Source organism: Marinomonas arctica, assembly GCF_003259225.1.
GTDB lineage: Bacteria > Pseudomonadota > Gammaproteobacteria > Pseudomonadales > Marinomonadaceae > Marinomonas > Marinomonas arctica.
The window spans coordinates 1-21,773 of sequence record NZ_QHJF01000038.1; the positions used below are offsets into that span (position 1 = coordinate 1).

At 43.8% G+C, this 21,773-nt stretch carries 16 protein-coding genes, 4 tRNA genes and 1 pseudogene; 3 read left to right on the forward strand and 18 right to left on the reverse strand.

Annotated elements, in window-relative coordinates:
- Positions 1–106: 106 nt before the first annotated feature.
- The 9 genes from DK187_RS18980 to DK187_RS19020 all read right to left on the reverse strand — a co-directional run bounded on the left by DK187_RS18980 (position 107) and on the right by DK187_RS19020 (position 7,510).
- A tRNA-Arg gene (locus DK187_RS18980) sits at positions 107–183 on the reverse strand.
- Between the two features lie 61 nt (positions 184–244).
- Positions 245–321: transfer RNA gene (locus DK187_RS18985), tRNA-Arg, on the reverse strand.
- A gap of 63 nt (positions 322–384) precedes the next feature.
- Positions 385–461 (reverse strand) — tRNA-Arg (locus DK187_RS18990).
- A gap of 58 nt (positions 462–519) precedes the next feature.
- Positions 520–609, reverse strand: a tRNA-Ser gene (locus tag DK187_RS18995).
- Positions 610–667: 58 nt separating this feature from the next.
- The gene (csrA, locus tag DK187_RS19000) at positions 668–856 is read right to left on the reverse strand and encodes a carbon storage regulator CsrA (protein ID WP_012071293.1); all 189 of its coding nucleotides are present in this window, start codon (positions 854–856) and stop codon (positions 668–670) included.
- Positions 857–1,000: 144 nt separating this feature from the next.
- Positions 1,001–2,242, reverse strand: a complete 1,242-nt coding sequence (locus DK187_RS19005) for an aspartate kinase (protein ID WP_111608894.1) — start codon at positions 2,240–2,242, stop codon at positions 1,001–1,003.
- Positions 2,243–2,285: 43 nt separating this feature from the next.
- The gene (alaS, locus tag DK187_RS19010; protein WP_111608895.1) at positions 2,286–4,904 is read right to left on the reverse strand and encodes an alanine--tRNA ligase; all 2,619 of its coding nucleotides are present in this window, start codon (positions 4,902–4,904) and stop codon (positions 2,286–2,288) included.
- 224 nt (positions 4,905–5,128) lie between these two features.
- On the reverse strand, positions 5,129–6,226 hold the full coding sequence (gene alr, locus DK187_RS19015; protein WP_111608896.1) for an alanine racemase: 1,098 nt from the start codon (positions 6,224–6,226) through the stop codon (positions 5,129–5,131).
- 30 nt (positions 6,227–6,256) lie between these two features.
- Positions 6,257–7,510, reverse strand: a complete 1,254-nt coding sequence (locus DK187_RS19020) for a D-amino acid dehydrogenase (RefSeq protein ID WP_111608897.1) — start codon at positions 7,508–7,510, stop codon at positions 6,257–6,259.
- Between the two features lie 197 nt (positions 7,511–7,707).
- Between DK187_RS19020 and DK187_RS19025 the strand changes: the two genes are divergently transcribed.
- On the forward strand, positions 7,708–8,163 hold the full coding sequence (locus DK187_RS19025; protein WP_111608898.1) for a regulatory protein RecX: 456 nt from the start codon (positions 7,708–7,710) through the stop codon (positions 8,161–8,163).
- Positions 8,164–8,194: 31 nt separating this feature from the next.
- On the opposite strand, the gene DK187_RS19030 is transcribed toward DK187_RS19025, so the two are convergent.
- The 4 genes and pseudogenes from DK187_RS19030 to rcnR all read right to left on the reverse strand — a co-directional run bounded on the left by DK187_RS19030 (position 8,195) and on the right by rcnR (position 12,996).
- On the reverse strand, positions 8,195–9,775 hold the full coding sequence (locus DK187_RS19030) for a coiled-coil domain-containing protein (protein ID WP_111608913.1): 1,581 nt from the start codon (positions 9,773–9,775) through the stop codon (positions 8,195–8,197).
- Positions 9,776–9,927: 152 nt separating this feature from the next.
- Complete coding sequence (recA, locus tag DK187_RS19035) at positions 9,928–10,872, reverse strand: recombinase RecA (RefSeq protein ID WP_269808144.1); 945 nt, start codon at positions 10,870–10,872, stop codon at positions 9,928–9,930.
- 59 nt (positions 10,873–10,931) lie between these two features.
- Positions 10,932–12,079, reverse strand: a pseudogene (locus tag DK187_RS19040) (IS3 family transposase).
- A gap of 644 nt (positions 12,080–12,723) precedes the next feature.
- Entirely contained in the window at positions 12,724–12,996 is a 273-nt protein-coding gene (rcnR, locus tag DK187_RS19045) for a Ni(II)/Co(II)-binding transcriptional repressor RcnR (RefSeq protein WP_072840719.1), read from the reverse strand.
- Between the two features lie 135 nt (positions 12,997–13,131).
- Between rcnR and DK187_RS19050 the strand changes: the two genes are divergently transcribed.
- Together DK187_RS19050 and DK187_RS19055 are read left to right on the forward strand one after the other, a co-directional pair.
- Complete coding sequence (locus tag DK187_RS19050; RefSeq protein ID WP_072840720.1) at positions 13,132–14,220, forward strand: nickel/cobalt efflux protein RcnA; 1,089 nt, start codon at positions 13,132–13,134, stop codon at positions 14,218–14,220.
- Positions 14,221–14,275: 55 nt separating this feature from the next.
- Complete coding sequence (locus DK187_RS19055; protein WP_111608899.1) at positions 14,276–15,247, forward strand: IS5 family transposase; 972 nt, start codon at positions 14,276–14,278, stop codon at positions 15,245–15,247.
- Between the two features lie 532 nt (positions 15,248–15,779).
- Here DK187_RS19055 and DK187_RS19065 read toward each other — a convergent pair.
- The 5 genes from DK187_RS19065 to DK187_RS19085 form a co-directional block, all read right to left on the reverse strand.
- Entirely contained in the window at positions 15,780–16,094 is a 315-nt protein-coding gene (locus DK187_RS19065) for a DUF411 domain-containing protein (RefSeq protein WP_204355663.1), read from the reverse strand.
- A 152-nt stretch (positions 16,095–16,246) separates the two neighbouring features.
- Positions 16,247–18,595: a heavy metal translocating P-type ATPase gene (locus DK187_RS19070; RefSeq protein WP_111608901.1), complete on the reverse strand. Its 2,349-nt coding sequence runs from the start codon at positions 18,593–18,595 to the stop codon at positions 16,247–16,249.
- Complete coding sequence (locus DK187_RS19075) at positions 18,588–18,821, reverse strand: hypothetical protein (protein ID WP_111608902.1); 234 nt, start codon at positions 18,819–18,821, stop codon at positions 18,588–18,590. Before DK187_RS19075 ends, DK187_RS19070 begins: the two co-directional genes overlap by 8 nt.
- A gap of 99 nt (positions 18,822–18,920) precedes the next feature.
- Positions 18,921–19,634 carry a copper resistance protein B gene (locus tag DK187_RS19080; protein WP_204355664.1) on the reverse strand — a complete coding sequence of 238 codons (714 nt, stop codon included), beginning with the start codon at positions 19,632–19,634 and terminating at the stop codon, positions 18,921–18,923.
- A gap of 12 nt (positions 19,635–19,646) precedes the next feature.
- A complete protein-coding gene (locus DK187_RS19085; RefSeq protein WP_111608903.1) occupies positions 19,647–21,626 on the reverse strand; it encodes a copper resistance system multicopper oxidase in 1,980 nt (659 codons plus the stop codon).
- Between the last annotated feature and the right edge of the window lie 147 nt (positions 21,627–21,773).

The following is a 21,773-nucleotide window of genomic DNA, read 5'->3' on the forward strand; positions in this document are numbered from 1 at the left end:
GCTCGGTTCGTAGCCGAGTACTCTATCCAGCTGAGCTACGGGTGCGTAGCAATGTATGCTTTGACTAAATGATCTTAAGAGGATTGCTTGAAATCATTTTTTATATTGGTGCACCCGAGAGGATTCGAACCTCTGACCGCTCGGTTCGTAGCCGAGTACTCTATCCAGCTGAGCTACGGGTGCGTAGCAATGTATGCTTTGACTAAATGATCTTAAGAGGATTGCTTGAAATCATTTTTTATATTGGTGCACCCGAGAGGATTCGAACCTCTGACCGCTCGGTTCGTAGCCGAGTACTCTATCCAGCTGAGCTACGGGTGCATAGCAATATTTTTTCACAACCACACTTTAAAGTGGATAGCTTTAAAATGCTTAAAAAAAGAATGGTGCACCCGAGAGGATTCGAACCTCTGACCGCTCGGTTCGTAGCCGAGTACTCTATCCAGCTGAGCTACGGGTGCATCACAATTTTTTATCTTTTACTTAGAGCGGATAGTCTCTAAGAAGACGAACTTGAAATGGCGGAGAGTGAGGGATTCGAACCCTCGATGAGTTTCACCCCATACTCCCTTAGCAGGGGAGCGCCTTCGGCCACTCGGCCAACTCTCCGTAACAAGTGGGGCGCATTATATACGACACATTTGTCTTGTAAAGGTTTTTTTAAAAATTAATCTTCAGAAATTTGATCGTCTTGTTCTTTTTGGATGCGAAGGTAGATTTCTTCGCGGTGAACAGACACATCTTTAGGCGCATTGATACCAATACGCACCTGATTCCCTTTTACACCTAATACAGTGACAGAAACTTCATCACCAACCATTAAAGTTTCACCGACACGACGAGTAAGAATAAGCATAAGAATATCTCCCTGTAATAGCTTTCAACATTTATTGAGAAGAATTGCCCGACAAGCATTGTAGGGCAATTCCTACAAAAGTAATTGTAGCCTCTCAATAAAAATTAAACCATCCATTAATTAAGGCTTTTGTGTATCCAAATGTTACGCTTCTCTCACTTCTGGTGTCGCATCACTCAACTTAAATGCAGAATGTAACGCACGGACAGCCAACTCCATGTATTTTTCATCAATGATGACCGACACTTTAATTTCTGAAGTAGAAATCAGCTGTATATTAATCGATTCAGCCGCTAACGCTTTGAACATAGTACTGGCGACGCCAGCATGAGAGCGCATACCAACCCCGACAATAGACACCTTAGCGATTTTGGCATCAGATAACACCGCACTGGCACCAAGCTCTTCAGCTATTAAATTTAGCGTCGATAGTGCTTTATCATATTCATTACGATGTACCGTAAACGTAAAATCCGTAGTGCCATCAACCGATACGTTTTGCACAATCATATCCACTTCAATATTGGCATCACTGATAGGCCCAAGAATACGTGAGGCAATACCTGGAATATCAGGCACCCTTTTCAGAGTTAATTTCGCTTCGTCTCTATTAAATGCAATTCCAGAAACCGCTGGCTGCTCCATACCCTTAACCCCCTCAGTTGTAATCAATGTACCTTCACCTTCAACAAAACTAGACAGCACCCTTAGCGGCACTTGATATTTGCCCGCAAATTCAACAGAACGGATTTGCAATACCTTAGAGCCCAAGCTGGCCATTTCCAACATTTCCTCAAAGGTAATTTTGTCTAAGCGTCGTGCGCTATCTACTACGCGAGGATCGGTAGTATAAACACCGTCCACATCAGTATAAATTTGACACTCATCAGCCTTCAATGCGGCGGCAAGTGCAACGCCTGTGGTGTCAGAGCCTCCACGGCCTAACGTCGTTATATTGCCAAGTTCATCCGCGCCCTGAAAACCGGCCGCAACAATCACACGACCAGCGTCTAAATCAGCACGCATCGCCTCTGTGTCTATCTTTTGAATTCGAGCCTTGCCATGAGCGCTGTCAGTGGTAATACGGATCTGTGAACCAGTATAAGAACGAGCGTCAAGGCCGCGCTTCATCAAGGCTATCGACAATAGAGCAATCGTTACCTGCTCTCCTGTTGATAACAGCACATCCATTTCTCTAGCACTCGGTGACGCATCAATGCGCTTTGCAAGCTCGATCAGTCTATTGGTTTCACCACTCATAGCGGAAACAACCACAACGATGTCATCTCCTTGCTGCTTATGCTTCAACACTCGGTCCGCAACGGCCTCAATACGTTCTATTGTACCAACCGAGGTGCCACCGTATTTTTGAACTAACAACGCCATATTCTTCACTACCCAAATCAAAGCTCAAACAGAGCGAATCAAGTTATACTCTTTCAGCAACCCAATCAGGCACCAATGCCAGCGCGGCAGATAAGCCATCTGGATTATTACCACCCGCTTGAGCCATATCAGGACGACCGCCACCCTTACCATCCACTAAAGGCGCAATCATCTTAATCAAATCGCCCGCTTTCACATTTTTAGTCAATTCTTTCGTCACGCCAGCAATCAAACTGACTTTGCCATCGTTCACCGCTGCCAATAAAATAACGGCGGATTCAAGCTTACTTTTCAGCTCATCTAGCAAGTCACGCAACGCTTTCGGATCTTCCACCTCAACCTGAGCGACCAACAACTTACCACCATTAATGTCCACCGCTTGAGAGGCTAAATCAGCACCCGCTAACGCCGCCATTTTGCCTTTCAGAACATCCAATTCTTTTTGCAAACTGCGCGCGTGATCGTTCAAAGCAACCACTTTGTCTAAGACACTGTCTTTGTTGCCTTTAACAAGATTGGCGATACCATCAAGAACCGCTTCTGTTTGACGAGTCGTGTCAATGGCCACTTTACCCGTCACCGCTTCAATACGACGAACCCCCGCCGCAATACCGCTTTCTGTGATGATTTTAAAGAAACCGATATCACCTGTACGACTTACGTGAGTACCACCACACAACTCGATTGAGTAATCAGACCCCATGGTCAATACACGCACTTCGCTGTCATATTTCTCGCCAAACAAGGCCATAGCGCCTTTCGCTTTTGCAGACTCAACATCCATGATGTCGGTTTCTACTGGACGATTTAAGCGAATTTGCTCGTTTACCATGTCTTCGATTTGTTCGATTTCCGTTGCACTAACCCCTTCAAAATGCGAGAAGTCAAAACGCAAACGCTCAGGGTTTACCAAAGAGCCTTTTTGTGAAACATGATCACCCAGAACACGACGTAAGGCCTCGTGCATTAAGTGAGTAGCTGAGTGATTCAGTGTGGTTGCCATACGCAAAGTACGATCTACTTCACCAGTCACTTGATCACCCACCGCCAAACGACCTTCTTTTAGCTCACCATGGTGCAAATGCGCTTTCGCTTGCTTCGTCGTGTTAGACACTTTAAACGCGCCCGTACCACGTAACCAACCTTGATCACCAACCTGACCACCGGATTCAGCATAAAAAGGCGTCGATTTCAAAATCACAGCAGCAGCTTGACCCGCTTCAATCGCCTCAACAGGAGCACCATCAACCAGAATCATCTCCACGACACACGCACCGTCTAGGTTCTCGTACCCGGTAAACTCAGTCACAGAGTCCAGCTTAACGCCGCTTGACATGTCCATAGAGAAGTTACTGGCCGAACGCGCACGCGCACGCTGTGCGTCCATTGCCACTGCAAATCCAGCTTCGTCTATTTCTAAATCATTTTCACGCGCCACATCGTTGGTCAAATCTGCTGGAAAACCGTAAGTGTCGTAAAGCTTAAAGACCGTCTCACCCGGAATAATTTTCTGATCGCCTAACTCAGAAATCGCCTCTTCAAGAATCTTCATGCCTTGATCAAGGGTTTTAGCGAACTGCTCCTCTTCTTTTAATAGAATAGAAGCCACTCGCTCTTTTAATTTCGTTAACTCTGGGTAAGCCTCACCCATTTCACTATCAAGCGCGTCGACCAGCTTATGGAAGAACACGCCTTTTTGGCCTAGTTTATTACCGTGACGAATCGCGCGACGAATAATACGACGCAACACATATCCACGACCCTCATTGGATGGAATCACACCGTCAACAATCATGAAGGAACAAGAACGAATGTGGTCAGCAATAACTCGAAGAGACTGCGCACTCAGATCTTGAGTACCCACCACTTGTGCCGCGGCTTTAATGAGATTTTGGAACAAATCGATTTCGTAGTTACTATGAACGCCTTGCAAAATCGCCGCGATACGCTCCAAGCCCATTCCAGTATCGACAGACGGCTTAGGCAATGGCGCCATAGTGCCATCAGCAGAACGATTAAATTGCATGAAAACCACGTTCCAGATTTCAATGAAACGGTCGCCATCTTCTTCAGGAGAACCTGGAGGCCCACCCCAAATATGCTCACCGTGATCATAAAACACTTCAGAACAAGGACCACAAGGACCGGTATCGCCCATTGCCCAGAAATTATCAGACTGGTAACGGCCGCCTTTGTTATCACCAATACGAATAATTTTCTCTACTGGCAAACCAATATCTTTATTCCAAATATCGAAAGCTTCGTCGTCTTCAGCATAAACCGTTACCAACAGCTTTTCTGTTGGTAGCTTTAAAACGACCGTTAGAAACTCCCAAGCGTAATGAATCGCGTCTTTTTTGAAATAATCGCCAAAGCTGAAGTTACCCAACATTTCAAAAAATGTATGGTGACGTGCAGTATAACCGACGTTTTCCAAGTCATTGTGTTTACCACCTGCCCGAACACAACGCTGAGACGTCGTTGCTCGTGAGTATGGGCGAATATCTTCCCCCAAAAACACATCTTTAAACTGGACCATGCCAGCATTGGTAAACAGCAAGGTCGGATCATTTCCAGGAACCAATGAGCTGGATTCCACAATCTGATGCTGCTTACTTTCAAAGTACGATAAAAATGACTGACGTAGTTCAGAACTCTTCATAATGGGATGAGTCTCTATCTCTATTTTCTGGACGAATTGGATTGCGTGAATGGCAGATTACTACATGCCTACTCGATGCAACGAAAAGCACAAAATAGTACACGCAAAGGATAGGTGTTTTCAAAAGAAACCGTCGTAATTTGACGCTTATTTTGTGTATAAGTTAAGCAAAAGTAGGTTTTACGGAAGTAAACCTACTTTTGCTGAATGTTTCTTGAAAGGTATTACTGAGCGCTTTCACCACGCGTATAACGATAATGAGGTCGAGCCGTCATTCTAGTCACGAGCTCATACCCGATTGTACCAGCATAATCCGCGACCTCTTCAACGGGCACATCTCCTCCCCACAATACCACTTCCTGCCCCATAGCGAGTTCAGAAGCAACATTTTGCATGCGCACCGTGATCATATCCATGGAGACTCGACCAGCAAGACAGGCCGCTTCGCCATTAATTTGCAAAGGCGTACCATTCACAGCATGGCGAGGATAGCCGTCACCATAACCCACGGCGACCGTAGCCAAAATATGATCTTCTGCAGCCACATAGCCAAGACCATAGCCCACTCTATCACCCTGTTTAAGCTTACGCGTCGAAATCACCTTTGATGACAGCGTCATGGCAGGACGCAAACCAATCGATCGCCCACTGACCTCGGCAAAAGGTGAAATCCCATATAGCATGATACCGGGGCGAATCCAGCCGCCTTCAGGAACGCTCCACTTCATAATCGCAGCCGAATTCGCTACGCTGGCTTCAATATCGCCTATCGATTGACGAGCTTGTTCAAAATACGCCAGCTGCTGCATCGTCGTTAAATCCGACAAATCATCGGCACAAGCAAAATGTGTCATTAACACCACTTCACCCACTTGGCCACCGCCTTTTAATGCCGCCACAAATGCCGGAGCCGTTTCTTTGTCCACGCCAAGACGATGCATTCCCGAATCTAACTTTAGAAAGATCTTTTCTATTTTGGCACGACTGGCTTGCAACTCGTCAAGTTGCTGGGCATTTTCTAAAGCGGACCAAAAGCCATACTGTTCACACAATGCCCACTCGTCACCCTCAAAAACGCCTTCTAATAATAGTATTGGAGAGACAACGCCCGCTTCACGCAAAGCAATCGCCTCCTCAATGGCCGCTACCGCAAAAGCATCGACCTCTTTATCCAAATAACGCGAGACCTCAACCGCACCATGCCCATAAGCATTGCTCTTAACCACCGCAAACGCCTTGCAAGTTGGCTGTAACTTTTTTGCATAACGGTAATTTTGCAGAATCGCCTCTAAATCTACCGTTGCCGTGAGTGGCCTTGCCATTTTTGCCCCTTAAACTTCTATAGCGTTTTATTACTGATAACGTTGTACGGAAAGATCCTGTGAATCGATCTCAGTCTTATCACCAGACATAATATCTGCAATCACAGCGGCAGAGCCGCAACTCATCGTCCAACCCAATGTCCCGTGACCTGTATTTAAGTACAATCCCTGCACACCGGTGCGTCCAACAACCGGCGTACCATCTGGCGTCATAGGGCGAAGTCCAGTCCAGTAATCCGCTTGCGATAATTCACAGCCTTGATTAAATAAATCGTGTACCACATGGGTAATGGTTTCAGTACGAACTTTAGGCAAATCAAGATTGTAGCCATTTAACTCCGCGGTTCCGGCCGCACGAATGCGCCCACCCAATCGAGTCACCGCCACTTTGTAAGTTTCATCCATCACAGTAGACATTGGCGCATACTGTGAATCAGTGATTGGCACCGTTAAGGAATACCCTTTCACTGGGTAAACAGGAATAGAAATATCGATCGCCTTAAGCAACTCTTTTGAATAACTGCCCATGGACACCAAGACATTATCAAACTCAAAGTCACCCTGATCCGTTTTAACCGCGCGTATTTTACCACCTTCCACATGCAAACGATCGATAGCAACACCAAATTTAAATGTCACCCCTAATTCATCACAGTGCTTTTTCAGCTCTTGACAAAAAACAAAACAATCGCCCGTCTCATCCCCAACTAGACGAAGTCCGCCTTTAAACTTATGGATAACGGGGGCAAGACCCGGCTCAACCTCTAAAATCTGCGCTGGGGTTAATACCTGATGAGGCACATTCAAAGCTTTTAATACCTTGATGTCTTTTTCAGACGCCTCAACTTGCTCATCCTTGCGGAATAACTGAGTCAACCCACCCTGTCCATCATCGTATTTAATGCCAATGTCTTTGCGCATAGCAATAAACTGGTCACGGCTATACTCCGCCAAAGCCACCATGCGTGACTTATTCACGTCGTATGCTTTTTCCGTACAGTTCGCCAACATCTTACCCATCCATGCCATTTTTTTAAGCTCAGGATCCGCGCTGATCTTTAATGGTGCGTGTTTTTGCATGAGCCACTTGATCGCTTTTAAAGGAATGCCTGGTGCAGCCCATGGAGCAGAGTAGCCCGGAGAAATTTGCCCTGCATTGGCAAAACTGGTCTCTAAAGCTACCCCTTCCTGACGATCAATCACCGTTACCTCAAAGCCTTTTTTCGCCAAATAATAGGCTGACGTTAAGCCAACAACACCCGCACCCAACACGCAAACACGCATAAAAAAACCTCAAATAAAGACAAAGTCATATTGCCCATACTTACACAAGATATACAGTTTTATCATCTTATTTAATAATAATACGAAGTATAAAAAACCATAAAAATCGGATTTTTTAGTTTTTTAGAAATGAAATGTAAAAACCTGATTCAGCTGATAAAATGACGCATCCACTAAGACACCCACAGAGATCCAATATGAAAGAACATCAGGCATCTGTATTCGATCAAGCCTTATCACTACTCAGTCACAGAGAACACAGTAAAAAAGAGCTCTTTACAAAATTAAAAACAAAAGGACACGAGGAAGAAGACATCATCGCGACCATTGAACGTCTTGAAAAAATGAACTATCTCAACGATGAGCGCTTTGCCGAAATCTTTGTCCGAAGCCGACTAAGCAAACCACTGGGTGCAAGCCGAATAGCTCAAGAACTGATCCAGAAAGGCATCAGTAGTGAGTTAGCAAAAGCAGCCATTGCGGATGCTAATGCAGACTGGTTTGAATTAGCGAAGCAACTCAAAGAAAATAAGTTTGGAAAAGAAGCCAGCAAGGACTTCAAAGAAAAAGCCAAGCAATCGCGCTACCTTCAATATCGCGGGTTTAATTTTGAACAGATTAAATACGCAGTCTCTGACTCTGACGAATTCTAAGCGCGCAAATCTTTTATGTAAAAAAAGAAGCTTATGAATCTGCTCCTTTTGCCATCAACGCGGCAACATAACGAGCCTCCATGTCGACGTAATTCTGTTGAGTCAGCGCTATTTTATTATCTAGTTCTTCAATTTTTTTCTGTAATTTGATCACTTCGGCGGTTTGAACTTGGCCATCATACAAAGCCGCTTCCAGACGTTTACGCTCTTCCTCTAATTCATTATTCACTTCTTTAAGGTTCTCAAATTCTTCTAAATCTTGACTGGCCAATACGTCCACATCACTATTGTCCAGATCTTCGATCGACTCAGGATGAAGCAGCTTATGCTCTAAATTTTCACGTAATGATCGAGCTTTGTCCAAATCGCGCTCAAGCATTTCTACGTACAGCTCTGACTCATTTACCATCTGGCGCAAAGAGTTTAATCTCGAAGCTTGCTCACTCGCAAAAGAATCCGACTCTTCAGTAAATGAATCTTGGTAAAGTAGATCCTCCATGTTTTTCATGGTGCTTCTTTCTTCATCAAACACATCATAGATATCAATACTCTGCTTAGCCTTGACGTCTCTTGTTTTCAACAAAGCATTCTTTTGCTTCAGCGCTTCATCTCGCTTGATTACATCAATATTTAAGTTGTATTTGATGGTCTGCAAACTTTCTAGCTTCTTCTCTAACCGCTTAACGACTCGACTGCTTTCCAACAATGCCTTTTCCAGCCTAACGATATAAATGTCATAGACACCAACATGCCTACCGTCCCCCTCGTGGCCAGCTCTTACTTTACGAACTTGCTCCTTCAACTCCATCATAATCGCTTTTTGGTGCGCTGCTAATTGCTTTAAGTCCGAGACTTTATCGTGTAACTCGGAGCGAACGGAATCTAAGAAAATCGTCTGATCAGTCCCCTCTAGAAACGTTTCTAGAGCTTGCACATACAACGCGCTATCATCTTCTTGCTTCACCTCAGCCAAGTGTAGCTTAAGCCGTTCAACGAACTCACACATGCTTGCCATTTGAGCCCTTAGCAAAGCCAGAGATTCATCCAACTCAGCTTCCTTTGCTAGCTGAAGCTGAAGCTCACTAAGCTGAATATTCAACACTGAGGTAATATTGACCTGTGCAAAAACCTTTTCGCCCGCTTTTTGAATCACTTTATTTAATTCTCGCAGTAAAGATTGATTCACTTTTAGCGACGTCAATAACTCATCAACTTCTTGAGCCCGATCGACTTTATCTAAAATCCCTTTAAAGGCTTCTAGTAATTCTGCAACATGAGAATGAGGGATAGCATGCTCAATAATATTAATCTCTATATCCAAGAAAATGGCCCAACATGACAGCGCGGCTCGCCCTTGAAAATCAGACTTAGGCAGCTCCTCAATAAGCTGAGCGCAGATGTATTGCTGCTGCCTTAATAAGGCCAACCATTGTGACTTTTCTTCGATAGATGGTACTGGCAGACCTTCTTTCTGCTGAAGTGACTCAGTCTTTTGAATAACACCTAGCTCTAAAGCCTTCTTTTTCAAAGATAAATAGCGTAACAATATAAAAAGAAAGAAACCAAAAAAAAGTACGCTCAATACAATAAGCGACCATTGCCACATCGACATGATGACCGTCCCGTTAATACCCAATATAAACAAGATCATCATAGAAGAATATTTTTAAACAAACCAACAAACTTTTCTCTAAAACATTTTCAGCAAAAACAAAAAAGCAGACACTAGGCCTGCTTTGAAAATAGTTTTTTTAAAAGACTATTTTAGAAATCAAGTTGCTCAACATCTTCGTCTTTTTCGACTTCAGTGTCTTTAGCCTCTTTAGGCTTGCCATCGGCTTTAGCTGTTTTAGGCAATAAATCCTCACGGATTTTAGCTTCAATTTCTTTTGCCATGTCAGGATTATCGGCTAAAAATTGCGCGGCATTGGCTTTACCCTGACCAATTTTATTACCATTGTAAGCATACCAAGCACCCGCTTTATCAACAAAGCCTTGCTTAACGCCCAAATCAATCACTTCGCCCATGCGGTAGATACCTGCACCGTACATGATTTGAAATTCAGCTTGTTTAAATGGTGGGGCAATCTTGTTCTTCACCACTTTAACGCGAGTCTCATTACCAATCACCTCGTCACCCTGCTTCACAGAACCGATACGACGAATATCCAAACGTACAGAAGAGTAGAATTTAAGTGCGTTACCACCTGTCGTTGTTTCAGGGGAACCAAACATCACACCAATTTTCATACGAATTTGGTTAATGAAGATCACAAGACAATTGGCGTTTTTGATAGAGCCTGTCAACTTACGCATCGCTTGAGAAAGTAAGCGCGCCTGAACACCAACAGAAGAACTTCCCATTTCGCCTTCGATTTCAGACTTAGGAACCAAAGCCGCGACAGAGTCGACAATAATAACGTCAACGCTGTTTGAACGTACTAGCATGTCGACGATTTCAAGCGCCTGCTCACCCGTATCCGGCTGAGAGATCAAAAGATCCGCGATATTTACGCCTAACTTTTCAGCATAGGATGGATCTAAAGCGTGTTCCGCATCAATAAAGGCACACGTTTTACCTTGCTTCTGAGCTTCAGCAATAACACTCAGTGTTAATGTTGTTTTACCTGAAGACTCTGGTCCGTAAATTAAGGTTATATAGAAGAAATACTCAATAATGGTACACGTTATTAAGTAGGTGGACTCCAAACTGCTTTATAGGCAGTCTGATGATATTGATTTTGGTGATGTGGACTTCCCAGAGTTTGCTAGACAGTAGGAACTTTTAAAAAATACTTTTCTTCGAACTTAGCAGGTGACACGCCGCCTGTATGCGAATGTCGTTTTATCGGATTGTAGAACATCTCAATAAAATTAAATATCTCACCTTTCGCTTCTTCTCGTGTCGAGTAGATCTTTCGTTTTGTCACCCTCTTCTTGAAAGTCGCAAAAAAGCTTTCTGCAACGGCGTTATCATGACAATTTCCTCGACGGCTCATGGAAGGAATCAAATTGTGAGCCTTCATAAAGGCGAGGTAATCAGAGCTCGCGTATTGGCTCCCCTGATCGCTGTGCACTAATACTTCATTCTTAGGTTTACGCTGCCAAACCACCATCAATAAAGCATTAATAACCAGATGACGATCCATCGTTTTATCCATTGACCACCCGACAACACGTCGGGAAAATAAATCTATTACTGTCGCTACGTACAAAAATCCTTCATGGGTTCTAACGTAGGTGATGTCACTTACCCACGCTTTATTGGGTGCATCAGGGTTAAACTGGCGCTTCAATATGTTGTCCGCAATCTGGTCTACTTTACCGCCTTGGATATAACGACGTTTATAGCCAATCTGGGTCTTAATCCTGTTATTACGCATAATCTTAGCAACACGATGTACGCTACAAAATTCACCTTCATCGCAAAGATCACGGTGTATCCATGGACTTCCATAGGTTCCTCCGCTAGCAATGTGGCATTCTTTTATACGCTCTAGCAGCCGTAAATCCTCAACCGCCCGATCAGATAAAGGCTTTTTTAACCAAGCGTAATAACCGCTTCGATGAATTTTAAAGACGTGACACATCAGCTAAACGGAGTGCTCTTTTTGATGATCACGGACAAAGGCGTACTTTACTCTGGGTTGTTGGCAAAGTACCTTGCGGCCTTTTTTAGAATGTCACGTTCCTCCGTGATTCGTCTCAGTTCAGACTTGAGTCGTGCGTTCTCGGAGGTTAAGTCGAGGTCTTCAGAAGGCTTAGGCTGTGGCTCTCCATACTTTTTGATCCAGGCGTATAAACTATGGGTGGTCGTATCGAGCCGTTGAGCCACTTCAGCAACAGAGTAACCACGCTCTGTCACTTGTTTAACCGCTTCTCTTTTAAATTCTTCAGGGTAACGTTTGGACTTCATAATACACCTCTTATTTAACTAGATTTTAACGTTAATAGGTGTCTAGTAAAGTCTGGGAAGTCCACTTAATTTAAAAATTTTCACAAGAAAATGCGTGAGATGTAGCGTCATTCATCCAGCCGAGAAAAGAATATCAAGGATAATTTAAGACAGGCTCAACGTGACAATTTAGCTAACGGCTTAATTTAAAAAAAGCACGAATTGATCTTTTCAGTGCATTATTATATGTCTAATCATACGGACCTGATTCACTATCACACGCACAATCGATGCTCTAAGAGCCTGCTATTATGTAAAGTACATTGCACCTAACAGCCTGGTGAAGCAGCACTCATCAGGTATAGTTTTGCTATCCGAGCTTATACCTGTGGTTGGTTGTCATGGGATGGCTTTCGCAAAAAAAACTGACCGCCTATTTATTACCTCATTCCCAGCACATTCATGCGTTTCGCTTTCTACACCAGTGTGACAAGCGCTCGTTTCCCTAATACTTTTATAAATCTACTAATGAAAAAAGTACACAAACAACAACTTAGAAAACATTGGGAAGCCCGAACCAATAAATAAAAAGGGGCAAATGAGTAAAAAATTCTTTTGTTTACTGAAAAAGGAATTTGTACATACATATTAGAATGCACTAAAACCTACTTAATATATGAATCTAAAATCTTCAGTATTACCTCTAAATCCGCCTCTCTTTTAGCAAGATCGTCTTCAAGAACAACATGTTCAATCAAGTGCTCTTTAATAACCTCACGCATCAATCCATTGACAGCACCTCGAATAGCGGCAATTTGTTGTAACACATCTTGACACTCATGCTCATTTTCCAACATTTTTTTAAGACCATTAGTCTGGCCTTGTATCTTACTGACACGAGCTATGATTTTTTTCTGATCTCGAGTGGTATGCGACATGGAAAAGTCCATCATTTAATAAGTAAAGCTGACTATACACGAAAATATAACATCAAAATTATACTAGGGGGTAGTACTTTATACTGGGAGGTAGTATATTTCCAATCCGAACACAATTAAATAGAGTGGATAGCAATGGACTTTACAACACTACTTCAGCAAGGCAATGGGTGGCTATTCATTCCCAGCGCTATTCTTCTTGGCGCATTGCATGGCTTAGAACCTGGTCACTCAAAGACAATGATGGCTGCTTTTATTGTTTCTATAAAAGGCTCGACAAGACAAGCGGTTATGCTTGGGCTAGCCGCAGCGTTTTCTCATACTATTGTTGTTTGGCTTATCGCTTTAGGTGGGATGTATGTCAGTAAACAATTTACAGCGGAAGCGGTAGAACCCTGGATGTTACTTATTTCTGGAATCATCGTTATTTCGACTGGTATTTGGATGATTTGGAAAACCTGGAATGGAGAAAGAACGTGGCAAAAATTACACACGCATTCTCAGAATTGGACAAAACAGATTGTCGATACAGGACATGGCTATATTAGCCTATCTGTCGTGGAAGATACTCAACATAACAACCGATTCCAATTAAGAATATTGAGTGGTCACACTTTAAGTGCCTCTGAAGTTAGAGTTCAACTTAAAAACGCAGAAAACAAAATACCTATTGAGTATGATTTTATTGAGCGAGATGGTTACTTAGAATCAGCATTGAGTTTTCAAGATACGAACCAATTATCCGTTAATCTAATGATCGGGCACGATCATCATGTCCATGATTTTGATGTTCATTTTCATGAACATAGCCACTTATCTGAAGAAAGTAATGATAAAGAGTACCAAGACGCTCACGAGCGAGCACATGCTTTAGATATACAGAAACGTTTTATGAACCAAACGGTAACGAATGGCCAAATACTATTATTCGGTTTAACAGGCGGCTTAATACCCTGTCCTGCAGCAGTGACCGTCTTATTAATTTGCCTTCAGTTGAAAACCTTAGTTCTTGGTTCCACACTTGTTTTATCTTTCAGTATTGGTTTGGCGCTAACTCTCGTATCTGTTGGCATCATTGCTGCAGTTGGTGTCAAGAAAGCAACTCGCAAGTGGAACCGTTTAAGCAATCTTGCACGTAGAGCACCATATTTTTCAGGAGTATTAATCTGTGTTGTTGGCCTCTACATGGGAATTCACGGGTACAGCTTGGGAACATACGAATAAGTCGGCAACATGAGATAATATTGCCAACTTAATTTGACCATGATTCCTGCCGACTATGAACCAGATTTCCTTCGCCGATACCGAATTCACAAGCAAACGCCGTAAAACCCGCAAAGAGCTTTTCCTTAGTCGGATGAATGAGCTGATTCCATGGAAACAGCTTGAAGCTCAAATTGAACCGTTCTACCCAAAAGCTGGCAATGGGCTGCGTCCATATCCTCTCGCTACCATGCTGCGCATTCACTTTATGCAAAACTGGTACAACATGAGTGATCCAGCAATGGAAGATGCCCTTTACGAGATTACCTCAATGCGGCTGTTTGCTGGCTTATCATTAGAAGGTGCGATTCCAGACCACACGACCATAATGAATTTCCGTCACCTGCTTGAGAAGCACAAACTGGGTCGTAAACTCTTCAAAGAAGTAAACAAATGGCTGTCTGACTCCGGTATTTACTTTAAAGAAGGGACGATTGTGGATGCAACGATCATTGAGGCAGCAAGCTCCACTAAAAATAAATCCAATTCTCGTGATCCCGAAATGCACCAAACGCAAAAAGGGAAGCAGTGGTTCTTTGGCATGAAAGCTCACATTGGTGTTGATGCAAAGCGTGGGTTAGTGCACAGCTTCACCACGACGCCTGCCAATGATCACGATTTAAACCAGTTGACGGAACTTCTTCATGGTAATGAATCATTTGTATCAGCGGACTCTGGCTACCGTGGCGTAGAAAAGCGCATAAAGACCAAGGATAAGAAAATTGATTGGTTAGTCGCAGAGATGCCTAGCAAGATACGCGCTTGGAAGAAGCACCCTAGCATAAATAAGCAGCTGATCCGAACGGAATACTTAAAGGCGAGTATCAGGGCGAAAGTCGAGCACCCGTTTAGAATATTGAAATGTCAGTTTGGTTTTCGCAAAGTCGTCTACAAAGGTCTGTCTAAAAATGACAATAAACTCGCCGTGTTGTTTGCGCTGGGAAATTTGTTACGAGTAGATCAGATGATGCGATCTGCACGGGGTTAATCCGTCTAAATAACGGATTTTTAGCTGCTTAGAGCAGCGTAATGGCGGAAAACTGCGCCTAATTGGTACAGTTGACGAATTGCCGTCTAGCGGAACAAGTCAGGCCAGAATTATCTGACTTGTTCGTAGTATCCATAGCAGATAAGGTCTTCTTCCATTGCCAGCTTAGGATAAAACGACTCAATAATTGCTTCTAGTTAATCCCAAGACATCAACTCATTCATGCGTGCATGAAAAATTTCTTTACGAGTTTTACGACGTTTGTTATTGAACTCGCTGCCGACAAAGGTGAGATGGTGTGACATGGATAATAAAACAGGATGATCTCATGAAAGGGGCTTATTCGCATATCCCACAGCAACACATAATACATTGACAGAAACTTCATGAGGATTTTCGAGTTGAATAATACCTAGTAAAATTGGAGTCATCCAGAGCCTGAATGGTCTTGTGTGCTCGTTTACAAAGCTGGTTAGTTAGCTCCTATTAAATTGGCTAACTAACCAGTTGTATTTGATGGATTAATCGTTTATCAATATTTTTTATAAACTGTCATCACGCCTTGTTGGCTAAATTGAACCACATTAAAATCTCTGTATCCCTGACCTTTCGCTGCCATGCCAGGAGAATATCTTGGCATTCCAGGCACAGCCAAGCCTGATACATTTTCAGGCTTTTCTAGTATTAAACGCGCTACATCTTGTTCTGGCACATGCCCTTCAATTAAGTAACCGTCGATTACAGCGGTGTGACACGATTGTAGTTGCATGGGCATACCCGCATCTTTCTTTAAAGAGGACCAGTCTTCTGTGTGATGATAATTAACGGTATATTCCTCTGCCTTCATTAGCTCACCCCATTTAACACAACAACCACATGTCGGAGACTTGTAGAGATCTATTATAGGTTGTGCAAACACGCTTGCACTGACTAACGTTAAGATTGAAGCTGCAATGCTTTTATTTATTACCTTCATATATTCACCTCTTTCAAAATTAGCTATTTACTATTAATTTGGCTATCTGATAATTTTACCGCCCGCAGCCTTAAAGCATTTAGTATGACACTCACCGAGGACAACGACATAGCTGCAGCGGCAAAAATAGGCGATAAGAGAATACCTGTAAACGGATAAAGTACTCCTGCAGCAATCGGTACTCCTGCCATGTTATAAATGAATGCAAAGAACAGGTTCTGCCGAATATTATGCATGGTTGCTCGGGATAATCGTCGCGCTTCCACTATGCCCATCAGATCGCCACGCAACAAAGTAATGCCCGCACTTTCTATGGCCACGTCGGTTCCTGTGCCCATCGCAATACCTACATCAGCAGTTGCCAAGGCTAACGCATCATTTACACCATCTCCAGCCATAACAACAACACGCCCCTCATTCTTAAGTTGTTGAATAACCTTGCCTTTATCTTCCGGCAACACTTCTGCTTTCACTTCATCAATGTGGAGCTTGCGGGCTACGGCTTCAGCGGAAGTAAGGTTATCTCCAGTCAGCATCACCACCCGAATTCCTTCCTTCTGCAGAGCGATTATTGCCGCTTTGGAGGTATCCTTGACAGGGTCTGCAATTGCCAGCAAACCACAAACCTTCCCGTCAACCGCGGCAAAGATTACTGTGGCACCGTCTTCTCGAAGTTGGTTAGCTTCTTCCTCAAAAGTTGAAGTATTAACATTTTCTGACTGCATTAACAGTCGATTACCAAGCAGAACCCTTTTTCCATCGACTTCACCGGTAACGCCTTTGCCGTTCGGTGAGTCGAAATCTATGACGTCTGGCAGAGTTAGATTCATGGTCTTAGCTTTATCTAAAATGGCATGTGCTAACGGATGCTCGCTGCCTTTTTCAAGACTACCGGAATAACGCATCAAATCTTCATCGCTGAAACCGTTTGCCAAGACCAGTTTTGTCACCTGAGGCTTACCTTCGGTCAAGGTCCCGGTTTTATCCACTACCACTGTGTCTACTTTTTCCATCCGCTCCAACGCTTCAGCATCTCGGATCAAGACACCGATCTGAGCGCCACGACCAACACCGACCATGATCGACATAGGAGTCGCCAGACCCAAGGCACAGGGACAAGCAATAATCAGCACACTCACAGCTGCGATCAGACCAAAGGCCATGGGTGGCGTTGGACCGACGATAGACCAGACTCCGAATGCAATGATAGAGACCAACAGAACCACCGGAACGAACCAACCAGCCACTTTGTCAGCCATTCCCTGAATAGGCGCACGACTTCGCTGCGCACTGGCAACCATCTGGACGATCTGGGACAACATTGTGTCACGACCTACTTTGTCAGCCCGTAAAATAAAACTGCCTTGCTGATTAATGCTACCACCAATTACTTGATCTCCAGTCTTCTTACTAACAGCCAGGGGTTCACCAGTGACCATGGATTCATCAACGTTGGAACGGCCTTCAAGCACTTCGCCATCTAGAGGCACCTTATCGCCTGGTCGAACTCGCAATCGATCGCCAACCTTAACTTGATCGAGCGCCACATCAGACTCACTGCCGTCATCGTCCAGTTTTCTTGCCGTGGCCGGAGCTAGATCCAATAGAGCTTTGATAGCGCCAGAGGTTTTTTCTCGAGCTCGGAGTTCAAGTACCTGACCCAACAACACCAGCACAACAATGACAGCGGCCGCCTCGAAATACACTGCGACTGAGCCATCGTCAGCGTGAAAAGCGTCAGGAAATATCTGCGGAGCCAAGGTTGCGACAAAACTGTACAACAGAGAAACACCCGTACCGATGGCAATAAGTGTGAACATATTAAGGTTACGATTAAGTACAGATTTCCAACCGCGCACAAAGAATGGTCCACCACACCAAACGACCACTGGAGTAGCTAAAACCAACTGAATCCAATTGGCTATTTGTGGCGACACAATATGGTCAATCTTAAAGAGATGGCCTCCCATTTCGATCAAAAAAACCGGAAGTGCCAGAGCCAGACCAATCCAGAATCGACGAGTCATGTCGGCGAGCTCTACTGAAGGACCGTTGTCGAGGCTTACTTCCTCAGGTTCCAGCGACATGCCACAAATCGGGCAGTCACCGGGGCCTTGTTGACGGACTTCTGGATGCATAGGACAGGTAAACATGGTTCCGGCTGCAACCGGCTCTGTTTGCTCATTTTCTTCGCTGAGATACTTCTCTGGATTATTATCGAACTTCGACTGACAGCCGGAAGAACAGAAATACCAAGTTTTATCTACATGCTGACTACTATACTTTGCGGTTTGAGGATCTACCGACATTTTGCACACAGGGTCATGCACTCCATGGCTTTTATGTTCATGATGATTCGTGTGCTCACTCATATTGTGCTCCTTTTTTACTCGCGGGCCAGTCAGAAAAAGCAATGAAATACAACAACATCAGATTGACCATTGGGACCAGTATCAGCAGTCCCAGCCAGCCAGAATATCCAGCTCGCTTGCATATTCTATAGACAGGTATAACGACTAAGATAGCAATCACTAACATCCACATCCACATCCAGTGTCCTACCCAAATAGTGCTACCAAACATACTTTCGCTCATCATGGTATTGTCCTTTCTTTTATATCGTAGAAATTAATGGTGATGTTAGTGAGACTTTTATCTTTCATCTCACTGACATCCCTTTTACTTCTTGTAAAAAAATTAAAACCAAGCCGTTACGCCAATGACAAACTGAGAGTTGCTAATGCTATCTCCATTATCACGAGCAAGATCAGCCGTAGCACCGAGCTTTTTACTCCAGTCTATACCTATATAAGGTGCAAACTTACGTGTTATTTCATACTTTAGTCGAAGGCCTGCATTGATATCAGAAAGACCAGCACCCATGCTTAACTCGTCATCACTCTTACCATAGGCGTTCATTTCAAATTCAGGCGTTAATATCAGTTTTTGAGTGATTAACCATTCCTGTTCGATGCTTAAACGAATGGAGGTTTGCCCTTTTTCTCCAACAAAGAAAGCACCGTCAATGTCGAAAAAATACGGAGCCAAACCTTGGAAACCAAGCACCAACCAATCACGAGATGGGGACGGTTTAATATCTCGCCTTACGCCCATCTGCATATCCCAATACGGCGCTACGGCATGACTGTATAGAGCCTGTACTTCTAGGTCCTGGTCGTCACTATTCTGGTATTCACCTGACGTTTTAAGCCAGATTTTATCCATATCATAACCAACCCATGCTTGAAAACTAAAGCTGATTGGATCGTCTGACTCAAGGCCTTTTTCTAATTGGTCGATGGCGACATAACTTAATAAAGGGTCATCTTCCGCACCTGCATAAGACAAAGAGCTCATAACAGAAGCCGTTGCCATCACTAATGTAAAGCCTAGTGAATTAAAGTTTTTCATTTATTACTCTCCTTATTTGATGACCACTTTTCTAAACATGCCAGGCATGTGATATAGCAAATGGCAGTGATATGCCCATTGCCCCAAGGCGTCTGCGGTGACTAAATAGCTGATTTTTGAACCAGGCTGAACCATCACAGTATGCTTACGTGGAATGTAATCAGGGTCTCCTGTTTCTAACTCGCTCCATACACCATGTAGATGCATGGGATGAATCATCATGGTGTCGTTCACCAAGGTAATTCGCACTCTTTCGTTATACGCCAATTCAAGTGGAGCGGAATCAGCAAAATTGATTCCATTAATTGACCACATATAACGATTCATATTGCCCGTTAGATGCAGCTGGATTTCTCGAGTGGGTTGACGTTTATCATGAGTAGGATGCAAGCCTTTTAGGTCTGCGTAGGTCAGTACTTTACGGTTATAGTTCGCTTGATGATCCCTTAAGCCAATACCTGGGTCGTTAAGGCCGCTTTGAGGCATGCCTGATTGCATGTCTACTTGAGGACCATTTTCTGAATCTAGATGCTTAATCTCATTGTCACTGCCGTAACCTGCTAAACCTAAAGTAGGCATAACCATACTTGGCTGACTGAGATCCATCCCTTCCATGCCAGTCATTGAGCCTGAACCCATTGCCATTTTGCTGTGATCCATGCCTTCCATGCCAGCCATTGAGCCTGAACCCATTGCCATTTTGCTGTGGTCCATGCCTTCCATGCCCGACATAGAGTCTGAACCCATTGCCATTTTACTGTGGTCCATGCCTTCCATGCCCGACATAGAGTCCGAACCCATCGCCATTTTACTGTGGTCCATGCCCTCCATATTCATGCCCATATCGCCATGCCCTAAGATCGGCATAGGGTCCATATCAGGGATTTTGGCCGTGAACATTTCATCTGACGTGAAGTTACCAACGGTATAACCAGAACGGTCAATGCTCTGAACGAAAATACAATAAGCATCCTCCATCTTCGGCTCGACTATCACATCGTAAGTTTCCGCAACACCAATGCGAAATTCATCGATGGTAACAGGCTGAACATTTTGTCCATCACTCGCTACCACGGTCATTTTTAAACCTGGAATTCGCACATCAAATATCGTCATCGCAGAGCTATTAATAAAGCGAAGACGAACTTTTTCTCCTTGTTTAAAGAGTGCTTGCCAAGGTTGTGCCGGTGGGTTCCCATTCATTAAATACGTATAGGTGGCGCCCGTGACATCAGAAATATCTCGGTCACTCATACGTTCCTGATTCCACATGGAGCGTGCTCTCCATGTGTTCACCAACCCTTGTTTTTTGATATCAGAAAACAAATCAGACATCGTTCTTTCACTGTAATTGTAATAGTCTGATTGCTTCTTTAAATTCGCATATATCGTTTCAGGCGCCTCATCCGACCAGTCCGACAGCATGATGACATGCTCCCGATCAAACACAACAGGGTCTGCTTCTTTAGGGTCTATAACAATCGCGCCATACACTCCCGTTTGTTCTTGAAAACCTGAATGACTGTGATACCAATAGGTACCACTTTGCTTAACTGGAAATTTATATTCGAATGTTTCTCCCGGTTTGATGCCCGCAAAACTAAGGCCAGGAACGCCATCCATTTCTGTCGGTAAAATCATCCCATGCCAGTGCAAAGAGCTGTCATGATCAAGATTGTTTTTTACTCTTAGCGTGACCGTTTCACCTTCTTTCCAGCGTAACAAGGGTCCGGGAAACAGTTGATTAATGACCGTTGCTCTAGCAGGCGTTCCCGTAAAATTAACGGTTTTATAATCAATGCTTAAATCAAAAACTTTCCCAGATAACTGAGTTAAAGATTGGCCAATGGCACTTGCTAGTGCATTTTTTGAAAACGGAATGGTAGTTAAAGCCAGCATGGCAGAAGCACCAAATACAAACTGACGACGGCTAAGCACTGTACCGCTCGATGATTTGTTCTGCTCTTCGTGTGAAGGTTTGAATACTGTCATAAACTGAACTCCCTTAATCTAATTAAACCCACAACACCTGTTTGCAGGTGCAACCAAATAATGTAATGAATAAAAGACATAATTGTCTCCAACAATGTTCTTGAGAAGATCCAATACAGGCATTATCCCTGTAGTGGATACAAGGTT

Excerpts from the sequence above, each read along its gene's own strand:
- csrA (WP_012071293.1), bottom strand. The coding sequence starts at position 856 with ATGCTTATTCTTACTCGTCGTGTCGGTGAAACTTTAATGGTTGGTGAT.
- DK187_RS19005 (WP_111608894.1), bottom strand. The coding sequence starts at position 2,242 with ATGGCGTTGTTAGTTCAAAAATACGGTGGCACCTCGGTTGGTACAATA.
- alaS (WP_111608895.1), bottom strand. The coding sequence starts at position 4,904 with ATGAAGAGTTCTGAACTACGTCAGTCATTTTTATCGTACTTTGAAAGT.
- alr (WP_111608896.1), bottom strand. The coding sequence starts at position 6,226 with ATGGCAAGGCCACTCACGGCAACGGTAGATTTAGAGGCGATTCTGCAA.
- DK187_RS19020 (WP_111608897.1), bottom strand. The coding sequence starts at position 7,510 with ATGCGTGTTTGCGTGTTGGGTGCGGGTGTTGTTGGCTTAACGTCAGCC.
- DK187_RS19025 (WP_111608898.1), top strand. The coding sequence starts at position 7,708 with ATGAAAGAACATCAGGCATCTGTATTCGATCAAGCCTTATCACTACTC.
- DK187_RS19030 (WP_111608913.1), bottom strand. The coding sequence starts at position 9,775 with ATGTCGATGTGGCAATGGTCGCTTATTGTATTGAGCGTACTTTTTTTT.
- rcnR (WP_072840719.1), bottom strand. The coding sequence starts at position 12,996 with ATGTCGCATACCACTCGAGATCAGAAAAAAATCATAGCTCGTGTCAGT.
- DK187_RS19050 (WP_072840720.1), top strand. The coding sequence starts at position 13,132 with ATGGACTTTACAACACTACTTCAGCAAGGCAATGGGTGGCTATTCATT.
- DK187_RS19055 (WP_111608899.1), top strand. The coding sequence starts at position 14,276 with ATGAACCAGATTTCCTTCGCCGATACCGAATTCACAAGCAAACGCCGT.
- DK187_RS19065 (WP_204355663.1), bottom strand. The coding sequence starts at position 16,094 with ATGAAGGCAGAGGAATATACCGTTAATTATCATCACACAGAAGACTGG.
- DK187_RS19070 (WP_111608901.1), bottom strand. The coding sequence starts at position 18,595 with ATGAGTGAGCACACGAATCATCATGAACATAAAAGCCATGGAGTGCAT.
- DK187_RS19075 (WP_111608902.1), bottom strand. The coding sequence starts at position 18,821 with ATGATGAGCGAAAGTATGTTTGGTAGCACTATTTGGGTAGGACACTGG.
- DK187_RS19080 (WP_204355664.1), bottom strand. The coding sequence starts at position 19,634 with ATGAAAAACTTTAATTCACTAGGCTTTACATTAGTGATGGCAACGGCT.
- DK187_RS19085 (WP_111608903.1), bottom strand. The coding sequence starts at position 21,626 with ATGACAGTATTCAAACCTTCACACGAAGAGCAGAACAAATCATCGAGC.